A 19,571-nucleotide genomic window follows, 5' to 3' on the forward strand; every position below is an offset into this window, starting at 1 on the left:
GTTAAAAAACTAGAAACGGATATTGATAACTCATTAGATAGTCAACTAATGAGTTATGTAATTCCTTTTGTACGTCGAAAAAACGCACTTCGTGAAGAAAATTTGATACATATGGAGACTGGGACTTACTTAAAAATCCAAAAGTAATATTAGCTTATCTAAAAGGAAATAATCAAAAATATGCACATAAGACATATTATGATAATCAAGAAAGATAACAATAGAGAAAATCGGTAGGAAATAGTGAGAACAGTAGATATTCTTACATATAATGAAAGTCCAACTTAATTTAATAGATATTATAAGAAAACCATTGATTAGCCTTTTTTCAAATCAATGGTTTTTATTTTTTTATAAAAATATTTTTTGACCCCCATAAAACTTTGTATTCCTCCGAATATGTATAGAGAAGAAAAATGATTATGAGAGAATATTGAAGTGTTAATAAAATTGCTAGATTAATTGAGGAAGCCGAAAGAAAAGGCTGAAATTACCAGGAATATAGAGAAGAGTTATTTAAAGATTGCAGATAAAATAGAAAAAGGGCAAGCAAAAAATATAAGAAATGAAAATGCAGATTTAACTTTTATATAAACAGAACAGAATAATCATTAAGAAAACGATGAGGAAAGTCGTTTTTGAAAAATATGAGCAAGAAGACAAGCTCAAAGAAAAGTACTAACAAAATGTGGTTGAATGGTCACTTGTTTAGTGACCATTTTGCTATGTGAAGGAGGCTGGGAGATTACAAGTGTTGAGTTTAGTAATGAAGATCTTAAGAAAACCAAAAATAGAAGATATCGTATGTAACATACAAAATAACGAAGAAGATAAAGAAGCTTTTATCGTGCAGTATCAGCCGTTTATTAGAAAATCAATCTCGTCTGTCTGCCGCCGATATATTACAGAACAGGATGATGAATATAGTATTGGATTGTTTGCATTTAATGAAGCAATAGAAAAGTATTCATATAAAAAGGGGAAATCTTTTCTAGCGTTTGCTGATCTTCTTATAAAAAGAGATGTAATTGACTATATACGCAAGGAGTCAAAGCATAACCTTGTCTTTTTAAAAGAAGATGAGCAAGAGGAAATGTTAGAAATGCAAGTATCACTTACGGAGTATATGAAAGAGATGGAAAATAGTAACCGTAAGGAGGAAATTCTTCATTTTCAAACTGTGTTAGCTGAGTTTAAAATCACATTTTCAGAGCTTGCTAAAGAATCTCCTAAGCATCGTGATACGCGTGAACACTTAATAGAGATTGTGAAGATTATTATAAAAGAAGAGGAAATGATGGAAGAGCTGTTCCGAAAGAAAAAATTACCGCTTAAACATATTGAACCGCGTGTTAGGGTAAGTCGTAAAACGTTGGAGCGACATAGAAAATACATTATTGCAATGTGTATTATCTTTGCAAACAACTATACATATATTCTTGATTACATAAGAGGGGGGAAGAATGATGAATAAAGGAATTGTAATGGATATAAAAAAACATAACGTAGTTGTATTAACTCCAAATGGAGAGTTTATTACGTTTAAAAGAAAAGCGCACTCTTACATGGTTGGGGAGGAAATCTCGTTTGATGAAGAAGAACAAAGGTCACCGCGTTTTACAATGCCTCCTTTTTTAAAGCCTGCATCAATACTTGTTACTTGTTGTCTATGTGTGTTTCTGTTTTTCTACAACCAACCGGAAGAAAAAGCTTTTGCTTATGTTTCAGTTGATATAAATCCAAGTTTAGAGGCGAGCGTAACGAAGGATCTTCGTGTTATAGATTTGCGAGCTTGTAATGATGATGGAAGGCGTATTTTAAAAGAAATGAAGCAATGGGAAAATAAACATGTGCAAGACGTAATACGTACTATTATAAAGCTGAGTCAAGAAGATAAGTACTTAACGAATGATAAGGAAGTTATGTTAACAGCTGTTGCAAAGGACAAGTTGCTTGAACCACAGTTGGAAAAGGCTATGCAGGAATTAAAGAAAGAGTATGCGATAAAACATGTTACAGTCGTATATCAAACCAGTACGATGCAAGTACGCGAGAATGCCAAGAAAGCAGGAATTGGGACAGGGGTTTATATAAAGCAAGAGAATGAGAAGAATAAACCGCTTACGCCTCCTGCCACGCCGTCTAATCCGGTGGAAAACGAAGAAGAAGTGCAATCACAGCCGGAGTCATCTCCTTATGTATCACCAGATTTGTCTTCTGTAAAAGACAAAAAATATGAGAAGCCAGAACATCAAGAACAAAAGAAAACAGAGGAACAGCCATCTAGGCAAATAAAAGAAAATAATGGACAACAGCAAGGAAATAACGGAAGAGGATCTCAGCAAGAAAATAGAGGATCCCAACAAGGAAATAATGAGAATGAGCAAGGTAACAATGGAAGAGGATCCCAACAAGGGAATAATGGAAATCAGCAAGGTAACAATGGAAGAGGATTCCAACAAGGGAATAATGGAAATCAGCAAGGTAACAATGGAAGAGGATCCCAACAGGGGAATAATGGGAATGAGCAAGGTAACAACGGAAGAGGATCCCAACAAGGGAATAATGGAAATCAGCAAGGGGACAATGGAAGAGGATCCCAACAAGGGAATAATGGGAATGAGCAAGGTAACAATGGAAGAGGATCCCAACAGGGGAATAATGGGAATGAGCAAGGTAACAACGGAAGAGGATCCCAGAAAGAGAATGTTGGAAACGGGCAAGGGAACAATGGTAGGGGGTCTCAACAAGAGAATAGAGGGCACCAGCAAGGGAATGAAAAGAAGAATTAATAGAAATATGGAAGTGGGAGATTCATTTTAAAGCGAAAAGGAGTTATCTCGCTATTGCGGGCAGTAAAACTCCCATCTCAAAATTTGGCTGGGGCAAAGAAGTTAGGTGGGAGTTGGGCTGCTTAAAGTTGCACTTTATTATTCTATAGTTCTATTAAGAAGGAGTATGTGAGGAATATAATGGAGAAAAACATTCAACAAGAGAAAGATAAATCAAAACCTATTTTTTATGATCCGAAAGGAAGGAGAAACATAGCTTTTATCTCGTTTCTATGTATCTCAATAGTTAGCGTAAGTATTGTATTTTATTTTTTCTTTCAAAGTATTTTTACAACACCAGAAATTCCAAATATGAATCCTACTGTAAAACAAGATACGAAACTTGTACCAATTAATCAAAAGCTTAGTGACGAGCAGTTAAAGAAGGAAGAAGTCAAACCAAGTACCGAAATGAAGGATAATAAAAATTTGGTAAATCCGACGAACGATAGTAAACAACCTAAAGAAGTGTATGGTTTTTATGTAAATTGGGATGAAAATAGTACAGCGTCTTTAAAAGAAAATATTGATTCATTAACCACGTTAGTACCAGAATGGTATCATTTAAAAGAAGATTTAACGATTAGAAGTGAGATAAAACCAGAGATTGTAAAACTAGCGCAAAAAAATCGTGTGAAAATTATGCCGTTACTTACTAACTATACAGAAAAAGCTTCTGGACCTGATAGTGAGCTTATTCATAAGTTATTGAATTCGCCGAATGATGTGAAGACGAAATTTATTAATGATTTAGTAAAACAAGTTGAAAAGAATCAGTTTTCAGGTATTAATATTGACTTTGAGGCCGTACCTGAAAGTGATAGAGAAAACTTAACAAATTTTATGAAAGAACTTACTACGGTCTTTCATAAACATGATTTGCTCGTTACACAAGATGTTCCAGCTAATGATAAGGCTTTTGATTATGGTGCATTAGCAAAAATAATAGATCGTATGATTGTAATGATGTACGATGAGCACTATGGAGCGGGGGAACCAGGACCAATTGCTTCAAATAAGTGGTTCCAACATACATTGAATGAACTGAATATTCCGTCTAATAAACTTATAGTTGCTTTCGGTAACTACGGATATGATTGGGAAGTAAATAGTAAAAAACCTGCGAAGTCTTTAACTTTTTCAGAAGTTATGACAATGGCGAATGATTCCAATATGAAAATTCAATGGGATAACATGAGTGGAAATCCTTATTTTAGATATAAAACAGGAGAGAAAGAACATACTGCTTGGTTCTTAGACAGTGTTACTCTCTATAATCAAGTGAAAATCGCAATGGACAACAATGCAAAGGGGTTTGCGTTATGGAGATTAGGAGCAGAAGATCCTACAATATGGAAAGTTTTAAAAAATCCGATTGAGGCACAAAAAAATCCTGATGTATTACATAAAATCACTAGTTTAGATGAAGTGAATTATTCTGGACAAGGTGAAATTTTACAGATTGAGAATGAAAAGCAAAATGGATTGAGAGATTTTAAAGTAGGCAAAGATGGTTATCTTACAGATGAAGTATATCAATCTTTACCATCTGCATACGAAGTGCAACGATATGGAAAACCGAAAGGGAAACAAGTAGTATTAACATTTGATGATGGACCAGACCCGAAATATACGCCGGAAATTTTAGATATATTAAAAGAGAATAAAATAAAAGCTGCTTTTTTTGTCCTTGGTGAAAACGCGCAACTAAATCCTAGTATTGTAAAAAGAATATACGATGAAGGGCATGAAATTGGCAATCATACTTTCAAGCATCCTAACGTAGCTGATACGTCTTTACTACGAACAAAAGTAGAACTTAATACGACGCAACGTCTGATCCAGGAAATAACTGGGCATTCTACAGTTTTGTTTAGGCCACCATACGAAGCGGATGCTAACCCGGATTCCTCAAATGAAATATTGCCTATTTTACGGGCACAAAATATGAACTATACAATGGTAGCAGAAAAAGTGGATCCTGAGGACTGGGCAACACCATCAACTAATGAATTAGTAAAGCGTGCTCTTAATCCCGTTTATAAGGGAGAGGGAAATATTATTCTTCTCCATGATGCGGGAGGGAATCGTACCCATACGGTAGAGGCGTTGCCGATCATTATTAAAGAGCTTAAAAAGCATGGATATAGTTTTGTAACAATTTCAGATTTAATGAATAAAGAACGAGATGAAATTATGCCCCCAGTTTCTTCTGAGGGTGAGCAATATTTACTTTACAATAAAGCTGTCTTTTCAGGGGCGGGATACTTTAAACATATATTAACAACTATTTTTTATATTGCTATTGGATTAGGGATTTTTCGATTCTTATTCTTAATTTATTTTGCATGGAAGCAAAAAAGAAAAACGTTATCTCGCTCTATTAATTCGTCCTACCAACCTTTTGTTAGTGTTGTCATAGCAGCATATAATGAAGAAAAGGTGATAGCTAAGACAATTCGCTCAATTTTGGATAGTAAGTATGGAGAATTTGAAGTTATTGTTGTGGATGACGGATCGACAGATGGTACGTCAAAAGTAATGCAAGAAACATTTTATAAACACCCTAAAGTTCGTTTCATTCAGAAAGAAAACGGCGGGAAATCATCGGCAATGAACCTAGGGTTTCAACAATCTCGAGGAGAGATTATTGTCACTTTAGATGCGGATACTATTATTGCGCAAGACGCTATTTCTCTCATGATTAGACACTTTGAAAATCAGAATGTAGCGGCAGTTTCAGGTAATGTCAAAGTGGGAAATAGACGAAACTTGTTAACTACTTGGCAACATGTTGAGTATATTACCGGGTTTAATTTAGAACGTAGAGCTTTTGATGAGTTAAATTGTATTACAGTAGTTCCAGGAGCTATTGGAGCATGGCGTAAAAAAAATGTAGTTGAATCTGGATATTTAAGTGAGGATACGTTAGCAGAAGATACGGATCTTACTATTACATTTTTACGTCAAGGATATAAAATTGTATATGAAGAAAAGGCCTATGCTTTTACGGAATCACCTGAAGATGTGAAAAGTCTCATTAAACAGCGATATCGTTGGTCATATGGTACACTCCAATGTCTTTGGAAACATCGAAAAGCAGTGTTTCATACAAAACATAAAACGTTAGGATTTATTGCATTGCCTAACATGTGGTTATTCCAATATGTTCTGCAATTCATTGCTCCTTTTGCAGATATTTTAATGATTATGGGGCTGTTTGGTAGCAATCCGCTAAAAGTGTTAGGGTTTTATCTTGTATTCTTTTTATTAGACCTTTTTGCATCTCTGTTTGCATTTAAATTAGAGAAAGAGGACCCTAAACCGTTAGTGTGGTTAATTTTACAACGCTTTATTTATCGTCAATTTATGACTTATGTTGTCATTAAATCTATATTCTCATCTATTCGAGGCGTAGCGGTAGGTTGGAATAAGCTAAAGAGAATGGGAAGTGTAGAACATTCTACGGAACATAAGGAGGCATCTTAAGAGAGCGGGTTATCTGCTCTCTTTTTTATTGATTTTAGTGAGCTGAGTGTAGAGTACATACATCTGTATCTATAAGAGTTCTAATAGTGAGACATTATGTGAAGATACTCCTTTAGTTTCGGAAAAAATTTTTTTATATTTTTTTAAAATGACGGACACAAAATCATATCTCCTTTCGAATTATATATATGGATATCAATAATATTTATATAAAAGGGGAGAAAAATATGAAAGAAATGTATGAAGAAATCACTGAGGTATTAAAGGTATTAGCACATCCTGTCCGTTTATCATTAGTAAAAATAATGCTTGCAAAAGGTCCTATTAACGTAACGACAATGTATGAAATGTTACAAATGCCTCAAAGTACAATTAGTCAACATTTATCAAAACTAAAAGCTACTAAAGTTGTTACAGGTACTCGGAAAGGGTTAGAAATTTATTATGAGGTAACTGATAAGCGTACAAAATCAATATTAGCATGTTTAGTTTAAAAGCTGATTGTTTAGACATTAAGAAGAGGATGCTAAAGTAATTCTGTGACTACAATTTTTAAGATTCTATACAAAAGTAATATGTATAAGTGTATGTGATTTTCTTATTAACATAAGTTGTATGTAGTAGACTGGTTATTAATTTGTTATACTTCTAGATTATTTTATTTAATACTATTGTATGATCTTCACCTTGTTAAATTTAATATTATTTTATTAAAAATTAGTAAGGTGAAGGATTATTAATGTACACATGAAATATTTTATAAAGAGTACGACTTTGCTCCAAAGTTACATTTTTAGTTTTTTATCTATAGATCTAATACTAAAGGGAAAATAACTGAAATATAAATGTAATTGAAAGGAGTGGAGTAACAATGGAGGCAAGCTTTTTTTTAGGGTTTTTTTGGGGGTGGATAACGGTTATCATCTCAGGAATACTTTTTGTGCGACCATCTATACTACGTGAACTGAAAAAATTAGTGGTAGAAGACAGAGGATTTGGAATTATATATGGCTTTCTATCAATTTTCCTCGGGTTAGGTACTGTTATCCTACATAATGTTTGGACACTTAATTGGCAGGGGCTCATTACACTTATTGCATGGCTCGCACTATTAAAAGGGATTTATGTAATTGCATATCCTGAACCATCCAAGAAAACCGATTTCGAAGTAAGGGTACTATCTACTCGTATAGTGCTTGCTATCCTTTGTGCTTTATCTTTATGGATGCTTATCATACTTTATATGAAATAGAGAAAAATATTTTTGATTATGAGAGTATGTAGGTGGGAGTTTTTTGTAGTACATCAGAGCGGAATTTTATAGTTAACTGTAAGTTTAATATTTTTCCCTTGTGGACATGTTTTTATAAATAGTGAGATGGGCAAAACGAAAAGAATCTTAAATAAATAGGATTCTTTTCGTTTTATAAAAGTGAATTTATATTGTATCACTAATACGATTGATAATCGTTTTTCAGGAATATTCCCAGTTATCTATCTTGGTATACTCAATGTCGGCAATGTGACCATCTGGTCGAATCAAAATGGTATCTATATTTTTTAACTCGGAATCTTGTATTTCTCCTACAACTACCTTTATGTGCGAATCAATATTCATTTTATTTATCTTATCTATATAAGAAGGGTGTATTAATAAAATAAAGTTACCATCTTTCATTAATTCAAAGAGTTTATAACTTTTCTTATTTAGAGAAGAAATAGTGAGATTTGTACATCTTTTTCCTATCAATGGATGTCTTTCTGTATCGTGCATCGATGAATACATTACCCCTAACCCACTTACTCTTTCAGATAAATCGTGATTTATCTCGGGATATGTAAGTAAGTGCGAAAATAAATCCCTTAATTCCATTCCTGCGTTTGAAAAGTTTATCATTAATTGTTCTTGCGCTTGTACTTCCTTGAAAAATTGTTTTCCCACAGCATGTCTTTCAATATGATAACTTTCTAATAGACTTTCATATTTTTTTTGTTTTATTGCGAGTCCTAATTTCCAGCCTATATTAAAAGCATCTTGTAGACCTACATTCAAACCTTGTCCTCCAGCAGGGAAATGAATATGTGCTGCATCCCCAGCTAAGAATACACGCTTATGTTGATAAGTATTTGCTAGTTTGGTTGCATTACCAAAGCGAGAAAGCCATATTGCGTTCTTAATTTGAAGATATTCACCTGTAATACTATAAATACTGTCTATAAACTCTTTTTCTGTAACAGCAACATGAACGGGTATTGTCTGATTCTTAGGATCAACAATTGCAAAACGAAATACATCAGGTGTAATAGGTACCATCATTAATATCCCATTTATATTAGAAGTAGATAAAAATGGAGTATCTGGTATATCTTCTAAAATAACATCACCTAATATAGCAGTAGTTGTTGTGTTTGTTCCATTAAACGGTATATTTGATAATTCACGAACTATACTTCTTGCTCCATCAGCTCCTATTACATATGGAACTTCTATTTTATATATTGTTTCTCTTTGTTCTATTTCTAGTTGTACGAATGTTTCATATTGTTTTAAGTCTTTCAGAGTATGCCCGCGTTTAATGACTACACCTAATTCTAATGCATGTTCTTCTAATATTTCTTCTGTAATAGATTGGGGAATAAAAAGTGTATACGGAAAATCAGTATTTAAATTTTTAAAGTTTAATCTTGTATCTAAGGCAGCAAAATGACTTGTATTTAATTTCTTTCCTCTAGCTAAAAATCGATCTGCAATACCTCTCATAGCCATCAATTCTAAGGAACGGGGGTGTAGTGTGAGTGCTCTAGAATTTCGTACCCGGTCTAATCTTCTCTCTAAAACAACAACTTTTACGCCTTGGATAGCTAATTCACATGCTGCCATAAGCCCAACTGGACCACCACCAACTACCGCTACATCATAATAATTGTCCATATCATGCCCTCCATTTATTTAATTGTTTAAGAGCTAATGTGAAAAATTGTAAATAGATTTATAAATGCTATCTATTGTACATATATAATTATACTTCATTTTAGTTTCCTTGGAAACTAAAATGAAGTTCCTAGGAGAAGTCTACATAGTAAGTGTGTAGTTAAAGCTATATAGCGTGTCTGCAGCAGTAGCCATTGGGTAGCATTGATATGTAATGGCGTTTGCATTAAAGGCTGCAGCTTCTTCTGCTTGTGCTATTTTTGCTAAAAATGCTACTGCTATAGTTCCATGTGGGAGTTGTAAAGGTCTTTCCGCTATTCGTAGTTTTAATGAAGTAGTAGTGGTTTTAACTCGACTTCAAATAATTCGCTTTCAATTTCATTAAGTGCATACATTGATACAGGATGTGGAGAGGTATTAGATAAGACTTGTGATGAAAGAAGTTCTCCTGATGATGAGTAAAATGTAACAAACACTTGTGAAAATGGAGGGACCATAATGATTACACGGTCAGTTTTTTGTAACGTATTAACCAACTCCAAAATAATATAGTTTTATAAAAATCAAAAAACAATAGATAAATATAAAGATATTATTATTATGGGTACTTTTCCAATAGTGAATTAAGAAAATTAATAAACTCTTTATTTTATTGTAAATAATTTAAGAGCACACAAATATGCGTGCTCTTAGAATAGAAAGGTAGTTTTCTATGAGTAGGGAGTCCCCATATAATAAAATATGCTTGTCCAATTTAAATGTGAGAAGTTTTTTATAAAAATGCTATTTGGTAAGTCTATGTGAAAAAACACCTTGTACAGGAACTCTTTGCAAAGTATTTTGTCTGCAGTCATGATTATTAAAGTTGATGAGAGCTGTTAATCGACTAATAAAACCACATCTCAAATTGTTGACTATATGTCTAACAACTAGGATGCGGTTCAATTAATAAAAAGTGTCCGAGTTAAATATAAGGTGAAAAGTATAAGATATTTTTGTTATAAAGAGTATTTATAGATGAATGTTATTGGTTTTTACTTCTGAAAGATTTGGGGTTCTAAATTACGAGTTGTTGGAGTCTCTCTAATATAACATTTCAGTAGAAATATTAAACTACTAATATGAATGTATCAGATTTAATAAAGACGGTAATGTTCTTTTAGTCATGTAACCTTTTCATTTGATGATCTTTTCCCCATTCACATAGTTCATCCATAATTTGCATTAAAGATTTCCCATATTCGCTTATTGTGTACTCAACCTTTGGTGGTACTTCTTGATATACAGTACGATGGATAATCCCATCAGCTTCAAGTTGCCGAAGTTGTTGAGTCAGAACTTTTTGCGTAATGTTTGGGATTTCTCGTCGGATTTCACTTGTTCGCATTTTTCCATCCATTAACACACATAAAATATGAACTTTCCATTTTCCGCCGATTACATCAAGTGTCGTTGCAATTGGGCAGTCATCATTTTGATTCATATAACACCTCCACAGGTACTTTAAGGTTCCTATAGCACTTTAAAGTACGTACTTTTCAATTATATGTGACTCATTCATACTAATACGTAAAGGTTTGAATAATTTATAAAGGGGATGGAAGATGATGAAAACACTTGTAATTGTAGCACATCCTGATATTGAAAAATCAAAAATTAATAAAAGATGGATTGAAGAACTTGAGAAATATTCGGATGAAATTACGGTGCATGAATTATATAAAGTGGCACCAAATTGGGAGTTTAATATTGAAGAAGAGCAAAAGCTGTTAGTAGAACACGACCGATATATATTTCAATTTCCGCTATACTGGTACAGCTCACCACCATTATTAAAAAAATGGTTTGACGATGTATTAACATATGGATTTGCTTACGGATCAAAAGGAGATAAAGTGAAGGGGAAAGAGTTTGGGGTAGCTATTTCTATAGGTGGATTAGAAAAAGACTATGAAAATAGCGGAATCACAATGGATGAATTAACGAAACCATTTCAAGCTACGTGCTTATATACAGATATGAAATTTATACCTTCGTTTTATTTATACGGTGCTGAATATAAATTAAGTGATGAAGAGATTGATAAAAGCGCACCGGAGTATGTACGATATGTGATGAATAAGGAGTATTCTAATATATAAGAGGGAATAGCCATTTACTTGTTAAGTAGATGGCTATTTTTATTAAATTTATATTCACTAAGTGTAATCTTTAGTAAATTAATAGTTAATCTGGTAAAATAAAAAACCTAACATATATAAAGGGGAGTTTTACTTGAGAACGATGCAAAAATTATTACAAAAAAGAGCAATGCAATCACCAAATTTAGAAGCCCTTGTAGGGGGAGAGAAAAGGTATTCGTTTCAGCAGTACAATGAACGAGTAAATCAGCTTGCACACTATTTGTTACAAAGCGGTGTACAAAGAGGAGATCGTATTGGAATACTATGCAAAAATAATCATCCGTTTCCAAGCGTTATGATGGCAAGTTTAAAAATTGGAGCGGTATGTATTCCACTAAATCATCAGCTTACTGCTTATGAATTAGAAACGATTGTAAAAGAAGCGAAATTAAAAGTGTTAGTTATTGATGAAGAATTTCATGAAGCTTTAAAGATTGATGCTGTTAAAGAAATTCCTTATGTAATGAAAACGACAAAAGAAGGCTTTGGTTCATTTGAATTAACATTACAAGAACAGCCAAGTACAGAGCCGAACGTAGAAGTTCATGAAGATGATGATGCGATTTACTTATTTACTTCAGGAACGACTGGACAGGCGAAGGCATGTGTCATTGGACATAAAAACTTACATCATTATTTTGCTGAAATTGCGGGCCAAAGAGAAATTCCAGCAGGTGAACGCTTTTTATCCGTGCATCCATTGTTCCATATGAGTGGCGTGCTTTCTATTTTAAATTGCATTTATCATGGCGTTACGATGATTTTCTTAGCTAATTCGAATCCTACTCTCATTTGGGATAAGATTGAAGAAGAGAAAATTACGACGATGCTTGCGTTTCCAGCTGTTTATAGCTACATGCTTGATGAGCTAAATAAAAAGGAACGAAACATTTCAACTTTTAAAGTAGCGCAAAGCGGTGGTACAAAAGTGCCAGAAACACTTATTCAAAAATATATGGAAAAAGGAATATATATGGTGCAAGGATATGGGAGTACAGAAGGTTGGGTTGTAACTTCATGGCATCCAATGATGGGAAAAGAAAAGATGTCTTCTGTAGGAAAAGCCTTGAAAAATGTAGAGGTGAAAATTGTTCATCCAGAAACAGGTGATGAACTCAAAACAAATGAAGTTGGAGAGATTCATGTAAGAAGTCCATACATGTTTAAAGGGTATTGGAATAATGAAAAGGCGACACAGAAGGTCGTAAAAGATAATTGGTTTAACATGGGTGATGCTGGCATGATAGATGATGAAGGATTCCTGCATATTATGGGAAGATATAAAGACGTTATCATACGCGGTGGTGACAACGTATATCCAGATCAAGTAGAAGATGTTATTCATGAAATACATGGTGTTTTAGAAGTTGCAGTAGTTGGGGTTCCGGATGACTTTTGGGGTGAGGTTCCGACAGCGTATATTGTAAAAGATATGCAAACGTCCTTAACAGAAGAAGAAATTATACAACACTGTAAAGAAAAATTAGCAAGTTATAAAATACCAGAAGTTATATTTATGGAAGAATTACCGAAAAATGCTTTAGGGAAAGTGTTGAAGAGGGAATTAAGAGAGGGTGTACTTGTAAAATAAAAAGTTATTAGATGGTGAAGAATCCAGTTATGCGGTGTGCATGACTGGATTTTTTGTTTATGGTTTTGTTAGTGGGTATTGTTAATATTTGAAACTTTTTGTTTATTTTTAGTGTAATATTGAAAATAAAGGAAGTTCATTCATTTCAGTACAAGGGGGAGAAAATATGGCTATAAAATTAGAAACTGAGCATTTATGTATACAACCTTTTACCAGTGATGATGTATGTAGAATTAAAGAATTGGCTAATGACAAGGAATTAGCCAATATTCTTGGGCTCCCACACCCATATAAATTGGAGTTCGCGCAAGATTGGGTTAATATGCAACCAGAACTTATAAGGCAAGGAATCGAATATCCTTTAGGAATCATTTCTAAAGAATCAAGAGAAATTGTAGGTACAATTACACTAAGAATTGACAAAGGTAACAATAGAGGTGAGCTTGGTTATTGGATAGGTAAGAATTATTGGGGAAAGGGTTTTGCAACCGAGGCTGTAAATAGAATGATTCATTTTGGTTTTATTGAATTAGGTCTAAACAAAATTTGGGCATCTGCTATTTCTAGAAATAGATCATCGATTAAGGTGTTAGAGAAGGCGGGTTTACGTAAAGAAGGCACATTGAGACAGAATAGGCTTTTATTAAATACATATGAAGATGTTGATGTTTATGGAATATTAAAGACAGAATACAAGGTTTTAAATTACAGATAAGATTGGTAGTATGATGACAAAAGGAAACCCTTCAGAACAGGGTTTCCTTTTTGTATTTCTCAAAAATCAACATTGTAAGTTTAACAGACCCTTGTTTATCAAAAACATAATAATTTACTAGATTTTGCATTTTGTGTAAGATAATAAAGAATATTCGAAAATCAATTAAGGGAAGAGATATAAATGAAGCTGCCGCCATTACAAATAGAGACAGAGAGACTTATAATTCGTCCGTTCCAAAATGATGATTATGAAAGTTGGTTCGATGGATTTCATAAGAGGTTACCATCGCAGTACAAATATGACGATGGCTATCAAGTTATGGCATCATCAACGAAAGAATGGTTCACGGAATGGATAAGAGGGTTTGATGAAGCAGCACATCGAGATGAAATGTATGTATTAGGCATTTTTCGTAAAGAAGACGGGGCTAACATTGGAAAACTAGAGCTTATAAAAATTTTACGTATGGACTATCAATGGGCGATGATGGGGTATTCCATACATAATCAATACTGGAAAAATGGGTATGGCATGGAAAGTGTGAAAGCTGCGTTATCATTATTTTTTAATAGTCTTCATTTTCATAGAATTGAATTACATATACATGTTGATAATGAGCCATCCGTTCGTCTCGCGGAAAGAGCGGGTTTTTCTTTTGAATGCAAGAGAAAGGCGTTTTCTTTAGAGAATGGGAAGTGGATGGATTTTCTTATTTATTTTAAAAATAAGGAGATGGATATATGAGAGTGTTTATTACAGGTGGAAATCGCGGATTAGGGTTACAGTTAGTGAAAGTATTTCATGAAAATGGGCATATTGTTTACCCGTTAGTTAGAACTGAGGTTGCGGTAACACAATTGAAGCAAATGTTTAGTTGTAGATGTTTTCCTATATTGGCAGACTTATCGACTGATGAGAGTACGGAACAAATTAAGAAACAACTTGCGGAATATACAGAGTGTTTGGATGTAGTTATAAATAACGCTGGAATTACTGGAAAGGAGACTGAAGTTTTACATACGAATTCAGAAGAGTTAACGGACTTATTTAATATTCATTGCTTAGGTGTAATTCGAGCTGTAAAAGGTACATATGTAGCTTTAGAGAAATCGGATCATCCGAGAATAATAAATGTGTCCTCTCGCTTAGGATCATTACATAAAATGGCGCACAAAGAGTTTCAGCAAGGTCAGTTTTCCTATTCCTATCGAATTGCTAAAGCTGCACAAAATATGTTAACGCTCTGCTTACAACAAGAGTTTGAGAATAAAGGAATTGGTGTAACGGCAATTCATCCTGGAAAATTAAAGACTGACATTGGTGCCTTTGATGCGAATATGACTCCGGCTGAAGGAGCGCAAAATATATATGATTGGGTAATCGATTCAAATGAGGATGTTTCAGGGAAGTTTATTGAGCCTGGTTTGGGGGAATTAAAGTGGTGATATACGATCTTACAATTATTCAGAATTTATTTGGTCCCTCGAAAAAAGTATTAAATGGCTTACCAAATGCATTGACGATTGAAGAGATAGAAGAAGATGCCTTTTATAACGTACAAACTTATAAAGAGAAGATAAGTAGATTTGAAGAAATTTGTTTTAACTGGGAGTTAAAAAGAGCGAGTATTGTATTAAATAAGAGGTTTAGTAGTTATAACTCAAGTGCGAGAGTGTTACTTGATGCGGATTTTTCTTTACCTGCAGCAAAGATAGAAGTGTGTAGAGAGTTAGACAATGTAGATGCACTTGAAAAACAATTTACATACCGTTCAATAGAAGAAAGATTATCAGAAAAAGAATTTAAACGCATTTGGGAGCAGTGTATGTTGAATTCAGGAAATCAAACTTCCAATTTAACTATTGATGAGCATTTTTATTCAGTGCAAACAGAGTTAGGTAAAGGCTGGGAGAAGTCATGTATTGTTTTTTATGATGAAAATGAGCCAATTGGTTTGTCCATACCGCATATAGAGCATGGAACAGAAAGTGAAGGACGATTATTTTACTTTGGGGTAATGCCTCGTTATCGAGGGAAAGGAATCTCTTCTCAACTGCATCTTCAATCTTTACATATGTTAAAAGAAATGGGCGCTACTTATTACATCGGAAGCACACATACTTTAAATGAAAAGATGCAGAAGGTATTTTGGAGAAATCATTGTTCGGTGAAAACGGAGATAGAGCTTTATTATAAAATTTTTAAAGAAAGTTAGGAGAAAAGAAAATGAAGACTATAAACGTATTTCATTATGACGCATTCACGAATAAACCGAATATGGGGAATCCCGCAGGTGTTGTATTAGAGGCGGATGGATTAACGGAAGGGGAAATGCAGCGTATTGCTGAAAAAGTTGGGTTTAACGAAACAGCCTTTGTTCTTTCTTCAGAAGTAGCAGATGTAAGAATTCGCTATTTTACTCCTGGTCATGAAAATGATTTATGTGGTCATGCGACAGTAGGAACTATATATGCACTTTATGAAAGGGGGTTATTAGAAGGGAATCATAATTTAACAATTGAAACGAAGGCAGGGATTTTGCCGATACATATAGGTGCGAATGAAAGTGGAGAAACTTTTATTAAAATGAGACAAGCAACACCACAGTTTCAAGATTTTACAGGTTCTCAAGAGGCATTAGCACACAGTATTGGTCTTGAAGTAAATGATTTAGATGGAAAATTACCAATTGTATATGGAAGTACTGGTATTTGGACTGTAATTGTACCTGTTAAAAATCTAGAAGCATGTGAGAAAATGAAACCTAATAATAATGAATTTCCATTTGTGCTAAAAGAAATACCAAAGGCCTCTATTCATCCGCTTTGCATAGAAACATATAATGCAGAAGCACAAATGCACGGTCGTCATTTTTCATCACCTTACTCTGGAACAATAGAAGATCCAGTGACAGGAACAGCTTCAGGTGTAATGGGAGCGTACTATGCGACGTATTTGGAGAAAGATTTTGATCATGAAATGGAATTAGTCGTTGAACAAGGACAGGAAATGAATAAAGATGGTCGTGTAACGGTATATGTAACGAAAGATATAGAGAATGAAAAGTTACAAATAGATATTGCGGGAACAGCGGTGTATGTGAAAGAATTTAAAGTTTTGATATAAAAAAAGAAAGCCCGGAATACATCCGGACTTTCATTATCTGTTCAACACTTCAATATACGAAGCATCTCCAGTTGTTCTTAAAGCAGAGTGGAAATTGTTGTTTTCTAACGTTTTAGCGACTTGTTGTAACTGTTGTGCATCATCATGATGAATAAGTAAGCTGTCCGCACCGCTTTCTTCTATATGAATGTGCTCGACATTTCCAATAGCATCATGTACCGCTTTTAAAAATTCAGGTTTCATAGTGACCTCCTATATGTATGTTACGTTGTTGTTATTATTTCCTTATTTTTGAAATATAAAAGTAAATGAATTTTTGTTATATTAAGATTTTGGAAGGGGTTTCCTATTTACTTGTCAAATAATAGTAAAGTTGTCTTTTTAATTGAGGGAATCTTTGGAGTTAAAGGGTGAGAGAATGGACATTTCAATCATTACTGCACAACTCGTTAAGGAGAAAGTTATTTCACATGATCCAAATAGCATAAAAGTGTTGAACGGAGGAACGACAAGTACTGTGTATTTGTTGGATGAAAAATATGTAGTAAAGCTGAATGAACCGGACGTAATACGTGAAGAAGCTAATTTTCTCTCGTTTTATGGGGGGAATACTTTATTTTCAAAGCTTTTGTATAAGGAACCTTTACATACATATTTCGTATATTCTTTCCTTGAAGGTAATACTTCGTGCGAACAAGGATATAAAAGAAGTACGCTTCGTACACTTGTAAAAGAAGTGATCAATAAGTATAAAATTGTCCCAGAGGCAGATGGCTGGGGATGGAAAGAAAACCCGGTTCAATCTTGGAATGAATTTTTAACGGGAAATGTGAAGACAGCTTATGAAAATGTAAAACGTTACATAAGTGAGGAAGAGTATAGAAAAGTTCTTAAACTAGCAAATAGGGATGCCGGAGTAAATCAGCCATTTTTATTACATGGTGATTGCGGATTTCATAATTTTATATTCCGGCAGAATAAGTTACATGGAGTAATTGATCCGTTACCAGTCCTTGGAGATCCTTTGCATGACTTAATTTATGCGTTCTGTTCAACTCCTGAAGATTTAACGAAAGAAACGATTAATTATGTGATGAAACAATGTGTATTTCATAAACAAGAACGAGATTTGTACGAGGAAATAGTCATAGGATTATATTTGCGTATAGATACATGTTTAAGACACCACCCGAAAGATTTAGAAGATTATTTAATAGCTTGGCGTTATTGGATGGGCGAAATTAAGCCGGCTTTATAGTACAAATAGTTTGGGGGAGGTAGTGAAATGAACATAGCAGAAGCAAAAAGAGATTTAGCACAAAGAACGAAAAGAGGATTTCCAGTTATAATAGCTGGTATTTTGTTTTGGGTTGTAGCGAGTGTAACGGGTGTCCTTCTTTCAGAAAAGCAAGTTGTGTGGGTATATTTAATTGGTATGGGCTGTGTGTTTCCTTGCGGTCTAATGATAGCTGCTATATTGAAAATTGATATGTTTGCGAAAGGAAATTCGCTAGGGACTTTAGCTGGATTAATTGGCGGGATAAATGTATTAAATATTCCGTTTGTATTGCTTGCCTATTTTCAATTTCCAGAGTGGTTACCTTTTGTAGTAGCAATGTTAATAGGGGTTCATTTTGTACCGTACGTATGGATTTATGAAAGTAAAAGTTATGGTGTATTGTCAGTAGGGACTGTATTCGTAACGTCAGTTTGCGGGATTCTTTTTGCAGACGATGGATTTACTGTCATTCCATTGTCAGTTACAGTTGTCTACTTACTGACTCTAATCGGTTTATTAATCGAAAATAAAAAAGTAGATCAATATCAACAAAAATCAGCTTAATAAAAATATAGGGATAGGGGAATTATTATGAAAAATTTCGTTTGTACAACGTGCGGCGTACAGTATGCGGCGAGTGTGGAAGAACCGGTAAGTTGTGTTATTTGTGATGAGGAGAGACAATATGTAAATCCGAAAGGGCAGTCTTGGACGACTTTAGAAAACTTGCGAACGAGTGATACATATAAAAATGAAATGATAGAAGAAGAAAATGGGCTTTATAGTATTACGACAAAACCGGAATTTGCGATTGGTCAAACGGGATATGTAGTAAAAACGGAAGCGTATCGTTTACTATGGGATTGTATTACGTATTTAGATGAAACGACAATTGAGAAGATAAAGGAGTTGGGCGGGTTAGATGCGATAGCACTATCTCATCCTCATTACTATTCAACGCAAGTAGAATGGGCAGAAACGTTTGATGTACCAATTTATATACATGAAGACGATAAAGAGTGGGTAGTACGTCCGAGTAGCCGTATTATTTATTGGTCTGGTGAGTCTTTACAATTAGCGGACGGAATTACTATTCATCGTCTCGGAGGACATTTTAGCGGCGGTTCTGTATTACATTGGGAAGAAGGAAATGATGGGAAAGGTATTTTATTAACAGGTGATATTATTCAAGTTGTAGCGGATCAGCAGTGGGTGAGTTTCATGTACAGCTATCCAAATTTAATTCCATTACCGGCAAGAAAAGTGGAAGAAATGGCGAATCGAGTGAAGTCGTTACAATTTAATCGTTTATATAATGCTTTTCACCGAGTAGTGAAAGAGAATGCGAATGAGGCAGTGGAACGTTCTGCTGAAAGATATATTAAGGCAGTAGAAGGAAAGTTATTTCATACGTAAAAGGAG

General features: G+C 34.1%; 18 protein-coding genes and 1 pseudogene. 16 read left to right on the top strand and 3 right to left on the bottom strand.

All coding sequences use genetic code 11. From position 1 onward, the window contains the following. Positions 1–95: 95 nt before the first annotated feature. From ACUXEY_RS01415 to ACUXEY_RS01440, 6 genes and pseudogenes are all read left to right on the top strand, one after another. Positions 96–218: pseudogene (locus ACUXEY_RS01415) on the top strand (glycosyl transferase family 2); the annotation flags it as partial. Positions 219–751: 533 nt separating this feature from the next. Further along, positions 752–1,474 carry an RNA polymerase sigma factor SigI gene (gene sigI / locus ACUXEY_RS01420; RefSeq protein ID WP_461299899.1) on the top strand — a complete coding sequence of 241 codons (723 nt, stop codon included), beginning with the start codon at positions 752–754 and terminating at the stop codon, positions 1,472–1,474. Beyond that, positions 1,464–2,792: an anti-sigma factor domain-containing protein gene (locus ACUXEY_RS01425; protein ID WP_461299900.1), complete on the top strand. Its 1,329-nt coding sequence runs from the start codon at positions 1,464–1,466 to the stop codon at positions 2,790–2,792. Before sigI ends, ACUXEY_RS01425 begins: the two co-directional genes overlap by 11 nt. A 180-nt stretch (positions 2,793–2,972) precedes the next feature. Next, entirely contained in the window at positions 2,973–6,320 is a 3,348-nt protein-coding gene (locus ACUXEY_RS01430; RefSeq protein ID WP_461299901.1) for a glycosyltransferase, read from the top strand. Between the two features lie 227 nt (positions 6,321–6,547). Beyond that, a complete protein-coding gene (locus ACUXEY_RS01435; protein WP_075309502.1) occupies positions 6,548–6,814 on the top strand; it encodes an ArsR/SmtB family transcription factor in 267 nt (88 codons plus the stop codon). Positions 6,815–7,191: 377 nt separating this feature from the next. After that, positions 7,192–7,572, top strand: coding sequence for a hypothetical protein (locus ACUXEY_RS01440; protein WP_461299902.1), 381 nt, complete (start codon positions 7,192–7,194; stop codon positions 7,570–7,572). 222 nt (positions 7,573–7,794) lie between these two features. Here the strand turns inward: ACUXEY_RS01440 and ACUXEY_RS01445 are convergent, their stop codons facing one another. Both ACUXEY_RS01445 and ACUXEY_RS01450 read right to left on the bottom strand, forming a co-directional pair. Next, the gene (locus tag ACUXEY_RS01445; protein WP_376904173.1) at positions 7,795–9,252 is read right to left on the bottom strand and encodes an FAD-dependent oxidoreductase; all 1,458 of its coding nucleotides are present in this window, start codon (positions 9,250–9,252) and stop codon (positions 7,795–7,797) included. A 1,159-nt stretch (positions 9,253–10,411) separates the two neighbouring features. Continuing rightward, entirely contained in the window at positions 10,412–10,735 is a 324-nt protein-coding gene (locus tag ACUXEY_RS01450) for a winged helix-turn-helix transcriptional regulator (protein ID WP_001072966.1), read from the bottom strand. 124 nt (positions 10,736–10,859) lie between these two features. Here ACUXEY_RS01450 and ACUXEY_RS01455 point away from each other — a divergent pair, with 124 nt between their 5' ends. From ACUXEY_RS01455 to ACUXEY_RS01485, 7 genes are all read left to right on the top strand, one after another. Continuing rightward, positions 10,860–11,393, top strand: coding sequence for an NAD(P)H-dependent oxidoreductase (locus tag ACUXEY_RS01455; protein ID WP_120451104.1), 534 nt, complete (start codon positions 10,860–10,862; stop codon positions 11,391–11,393). 142 nt (positions 11,394–11,535) lie between these two features. After that, positions 11,536–13,026, top strand: coding sequence for a class I adenylate-forming enzyme family protein (locus tag ACUXEY_RS01460; RefSeq protein WP_461300040.1), 1,491 nt, complete (start codon positions 11,536–11,538; stop codon positions 13,024–13,026). 166 nt (positions 13,027–13,192) lie between these two features. Further along, positions 13,193–13,741, top strand: a complete 549-nt coding sequence (locus tag ACUXEY_RS01465; RefSeq protein WP_461299903.1) for a GNAT family N-acetyltransferase — start codon at positions 13,193–13,195, stop codon at positions 13,739–13,741. 183 nt (positions 13,742–13,924) lie between these two features. Beyond that, positions 13,925–14,488 carry a GNAT family N-acetyltransferase gene (locus ACUXEY_RS01470; RefSeq protein ID WP_461299904.1) on the top strand — a complete coding sequence of 188 codons (564 nt, stop codon included), beginning with the start codon at positions 13,925–13,927 and terminating at the stop codon, positions 14,486–14,488. Beyond that, on the top strand, positions 14,485–15,189 hold the full coding sequence (locus ACUXEY_RS01475; protein WP_461299905.1) for an SDR family NAD(P)-dependent oxidoreductase: 705 nt from the start codon (positions 14,485–14,487) through the stop codon (positions 15,187–15,189). Before ACUXEY_RS01470 ends, ACUXEY_RS01475 begins: the two co-directional genes overlap by 4 nt. Beyond that, complete coding sequence (locus ACUXEY_RS01480) at positions 15,186–15,959, top strand: GNAT family N-acetyltransferase (RefSeq protein WP_461300041.1); 774 nt, start codon at positions 15,186–15,188, stop codon at positions 15,957–15,959. Before ACUXEY_RS01475 ends, ACUXEY_RS01480 begins: the two co-directional genes overlap by 4 nt. Before the next feature lie 11 nt (positions 15,960–15,970). After that, positions 15,971–16,870: a PhzF family phenazine biosynthesis isomerase gene (locus ACUXEY_RS01485; protein ID WP_461299906.1), complete on the top strand. Its 900-nt coding sequence runs from the start codon at positions 15,971–15,973 to the stop codon at positions 16,868–16,870. A 33-nt stretch (positions 16,871–16,903) separates the two neighbouring features. Here the strand turns inward: ACUXEY_RS01485 and ACUXEY_RS01490 are convergent, their stop codons facing one another. Then, a complete protein-coding gene (locus ACUXEY_RS01490; RefSeq protein ID WP_461299907.1) occupies positions 16,904–17,113 on the bottom strand; it encodes a hypothetical protein in 210 nt (69 codons plus the stop codon). Positions 17,114–17,288: 175 nt separating this feature from the next. Between ACUXEY_RS01490 and ACUXEY_RS01495 the strand changes: the two genes are divergently transcribed. The 3 genes from ACUXEY_RS01495 to ACUXEY_RS01505 are packed head-to-tail and all read left to right on the top strand — an operon-like array spanning position 17,289 to position 19,565. After that, positions 17,289–18,128: a phosphotransferase gene (locus ACUXEY_RS01495; protein ID WP_461299908.1), complete on the top strand. Its 840-nt coding sequence runs from the start codon at positions 17,289–17,291 to the stop codon at positions 18,126–18,128. A gap of 27 nt (positions 18,129–18,155) precedes the next feature. Continuing rightward, positions 18,156–18,713, top strand: coding sequence for a DUF7010 family protein (locus tag ACUXEY_RS01500; RefSeq protein WP_461299909.1), 558 nt, complete (start codon positions 18,156–18,158; stop codon positions 18,711–18,713). A 27-nt stretch (positions 18,714–18,740) separates the two neighbouring features. Further along, complete coding sequence (locus ACUXEY_RS01505) at positions 18,741–19,565, top strand: MBL fold metallo-hydrolase (protein WP_461299910.1); 825 nt, start codon at positions 18,741–18,743, stop codon at positions 19,563–19,565. The last annotated feature ends 6 nt before the right edge of the window (positions 19,566–19,571 follow it).

The sequence above is a fragment of the Bacillus sp. F9_6S_D1_P_5 genome, assembly GCF_054823925.1.

Bases quoted from the DNA above. Each gene is read 5' to 3' on its own strand.
- ACUXEY_RS01505 (WP_461299910.1), top strand. From the start codon at position 18,741: ATGAAAAATTTCGTTTGTACAACGTGCGGCGTACAGTATGCGGCGAGT.
- ACUXEY_RS01430 (WP_461299901.1), top strand. From the start codon at position 2,973: ATGGAGAAAAACATTCAACAAGAGAAAGATAAATCAAAACCTATTTTT.
- ACUXEY_RS01465 (WP_461299903.1), top strand. From the start codon at position 13,193: ATGGCTATAAAATTAGAAACTGAGCATTTATGTATACAACCTTTTACC.
- ACUXEY_RS01490 (WP_461299907.1), bottom strand. From the start codon at position 17,113: ATGAAACCTGAATTTTTAAAAGCGGTACATGATGCTATTGGAAATGTC.
- ACUXEY_RS01495 (WP_461299908.1), top strand. From the start codon at position 17,289: ATGGACATTTCAATCATTACTGCACAACTCGTTAAGGAGAAAGTTATT.
- ACUXEY_RS01425 (WP_461299900.1), top strand. From the start codon at position 1,464: ATGATGAATAAAGGAATTGTAATGGATATAAAAAAACATAACGTAGTT.
- ACUXEY_RS01440 (WP_461299902.1), top strand. From the start codon at position 7,192: ATGGAGGCAAGCTTTTTTTTAGGGTTTTTTTGGGGGTGGATAACGGTT.
- ACUXEY_RS01450 (WP_001072966.1), bottom strand. From the start codon at position 10,735: ATGAATCAAAATGATGACTGCCCAATTGCAACGACACTTGATGTAATC.
- ACUXEY_RS01460 (WP_461300040.1), top strand. From the start codon at position 11,536: ATGCAAAAATTATTACAAAAAAGAGCAATGCAATCACCAAATTTAGAA.
- ACUXEY_RS01445 (WP_376904173.1), bottom strand. From the start codon at position 9,252: ATGGACAATTATTATGATGTAGCGGTAGTTGGTGGTGGTCCAGTTGGG.
- ACUXEY_RS01485 (WP_461299906.1), top strand. From the start codon at position 15,971: ATGAAGACTATAAACGTATTTCATTATGACGCATTCACGAATAAACCG.
- ACUXEY_RS01435 (WP_075309502.1), top strand. From the start codon at position 6,548: ATGAAAGAAATGTATGAAGAAATCACTGAGGTATTAAAGGTATTAGCA.
- ACUXEY_RS01455 (WP_120451104.1), top strand. From the start codon at position 10,860: ATGAAAACACTTGTAATTGTAGCACATCCTGATATTGAAAAATCAAAA.
- ACUXEY_RS01470 (WP_461299904.1), top strand. From the start codon at position 13,925: ATGAAGCTGCCGCCATTACAAATAGAGACAGAGAGACTTATAATTCGT.
- ACUXEY_RS01475 (WP_461299905.1), top strand. From the start codon at position 14,485: ATGAGAGTGTTTATTACAGGTGGAAATCGCGGATTAGGGTTACAGTTA.
- ACUXEY_RS01500 (WP_461299909.1), top strand. From the start codon at position 18,156: ATGAACATAGCAGAAGCAAAAAGAGATTTAGCACAAAGAACGAAAAGA.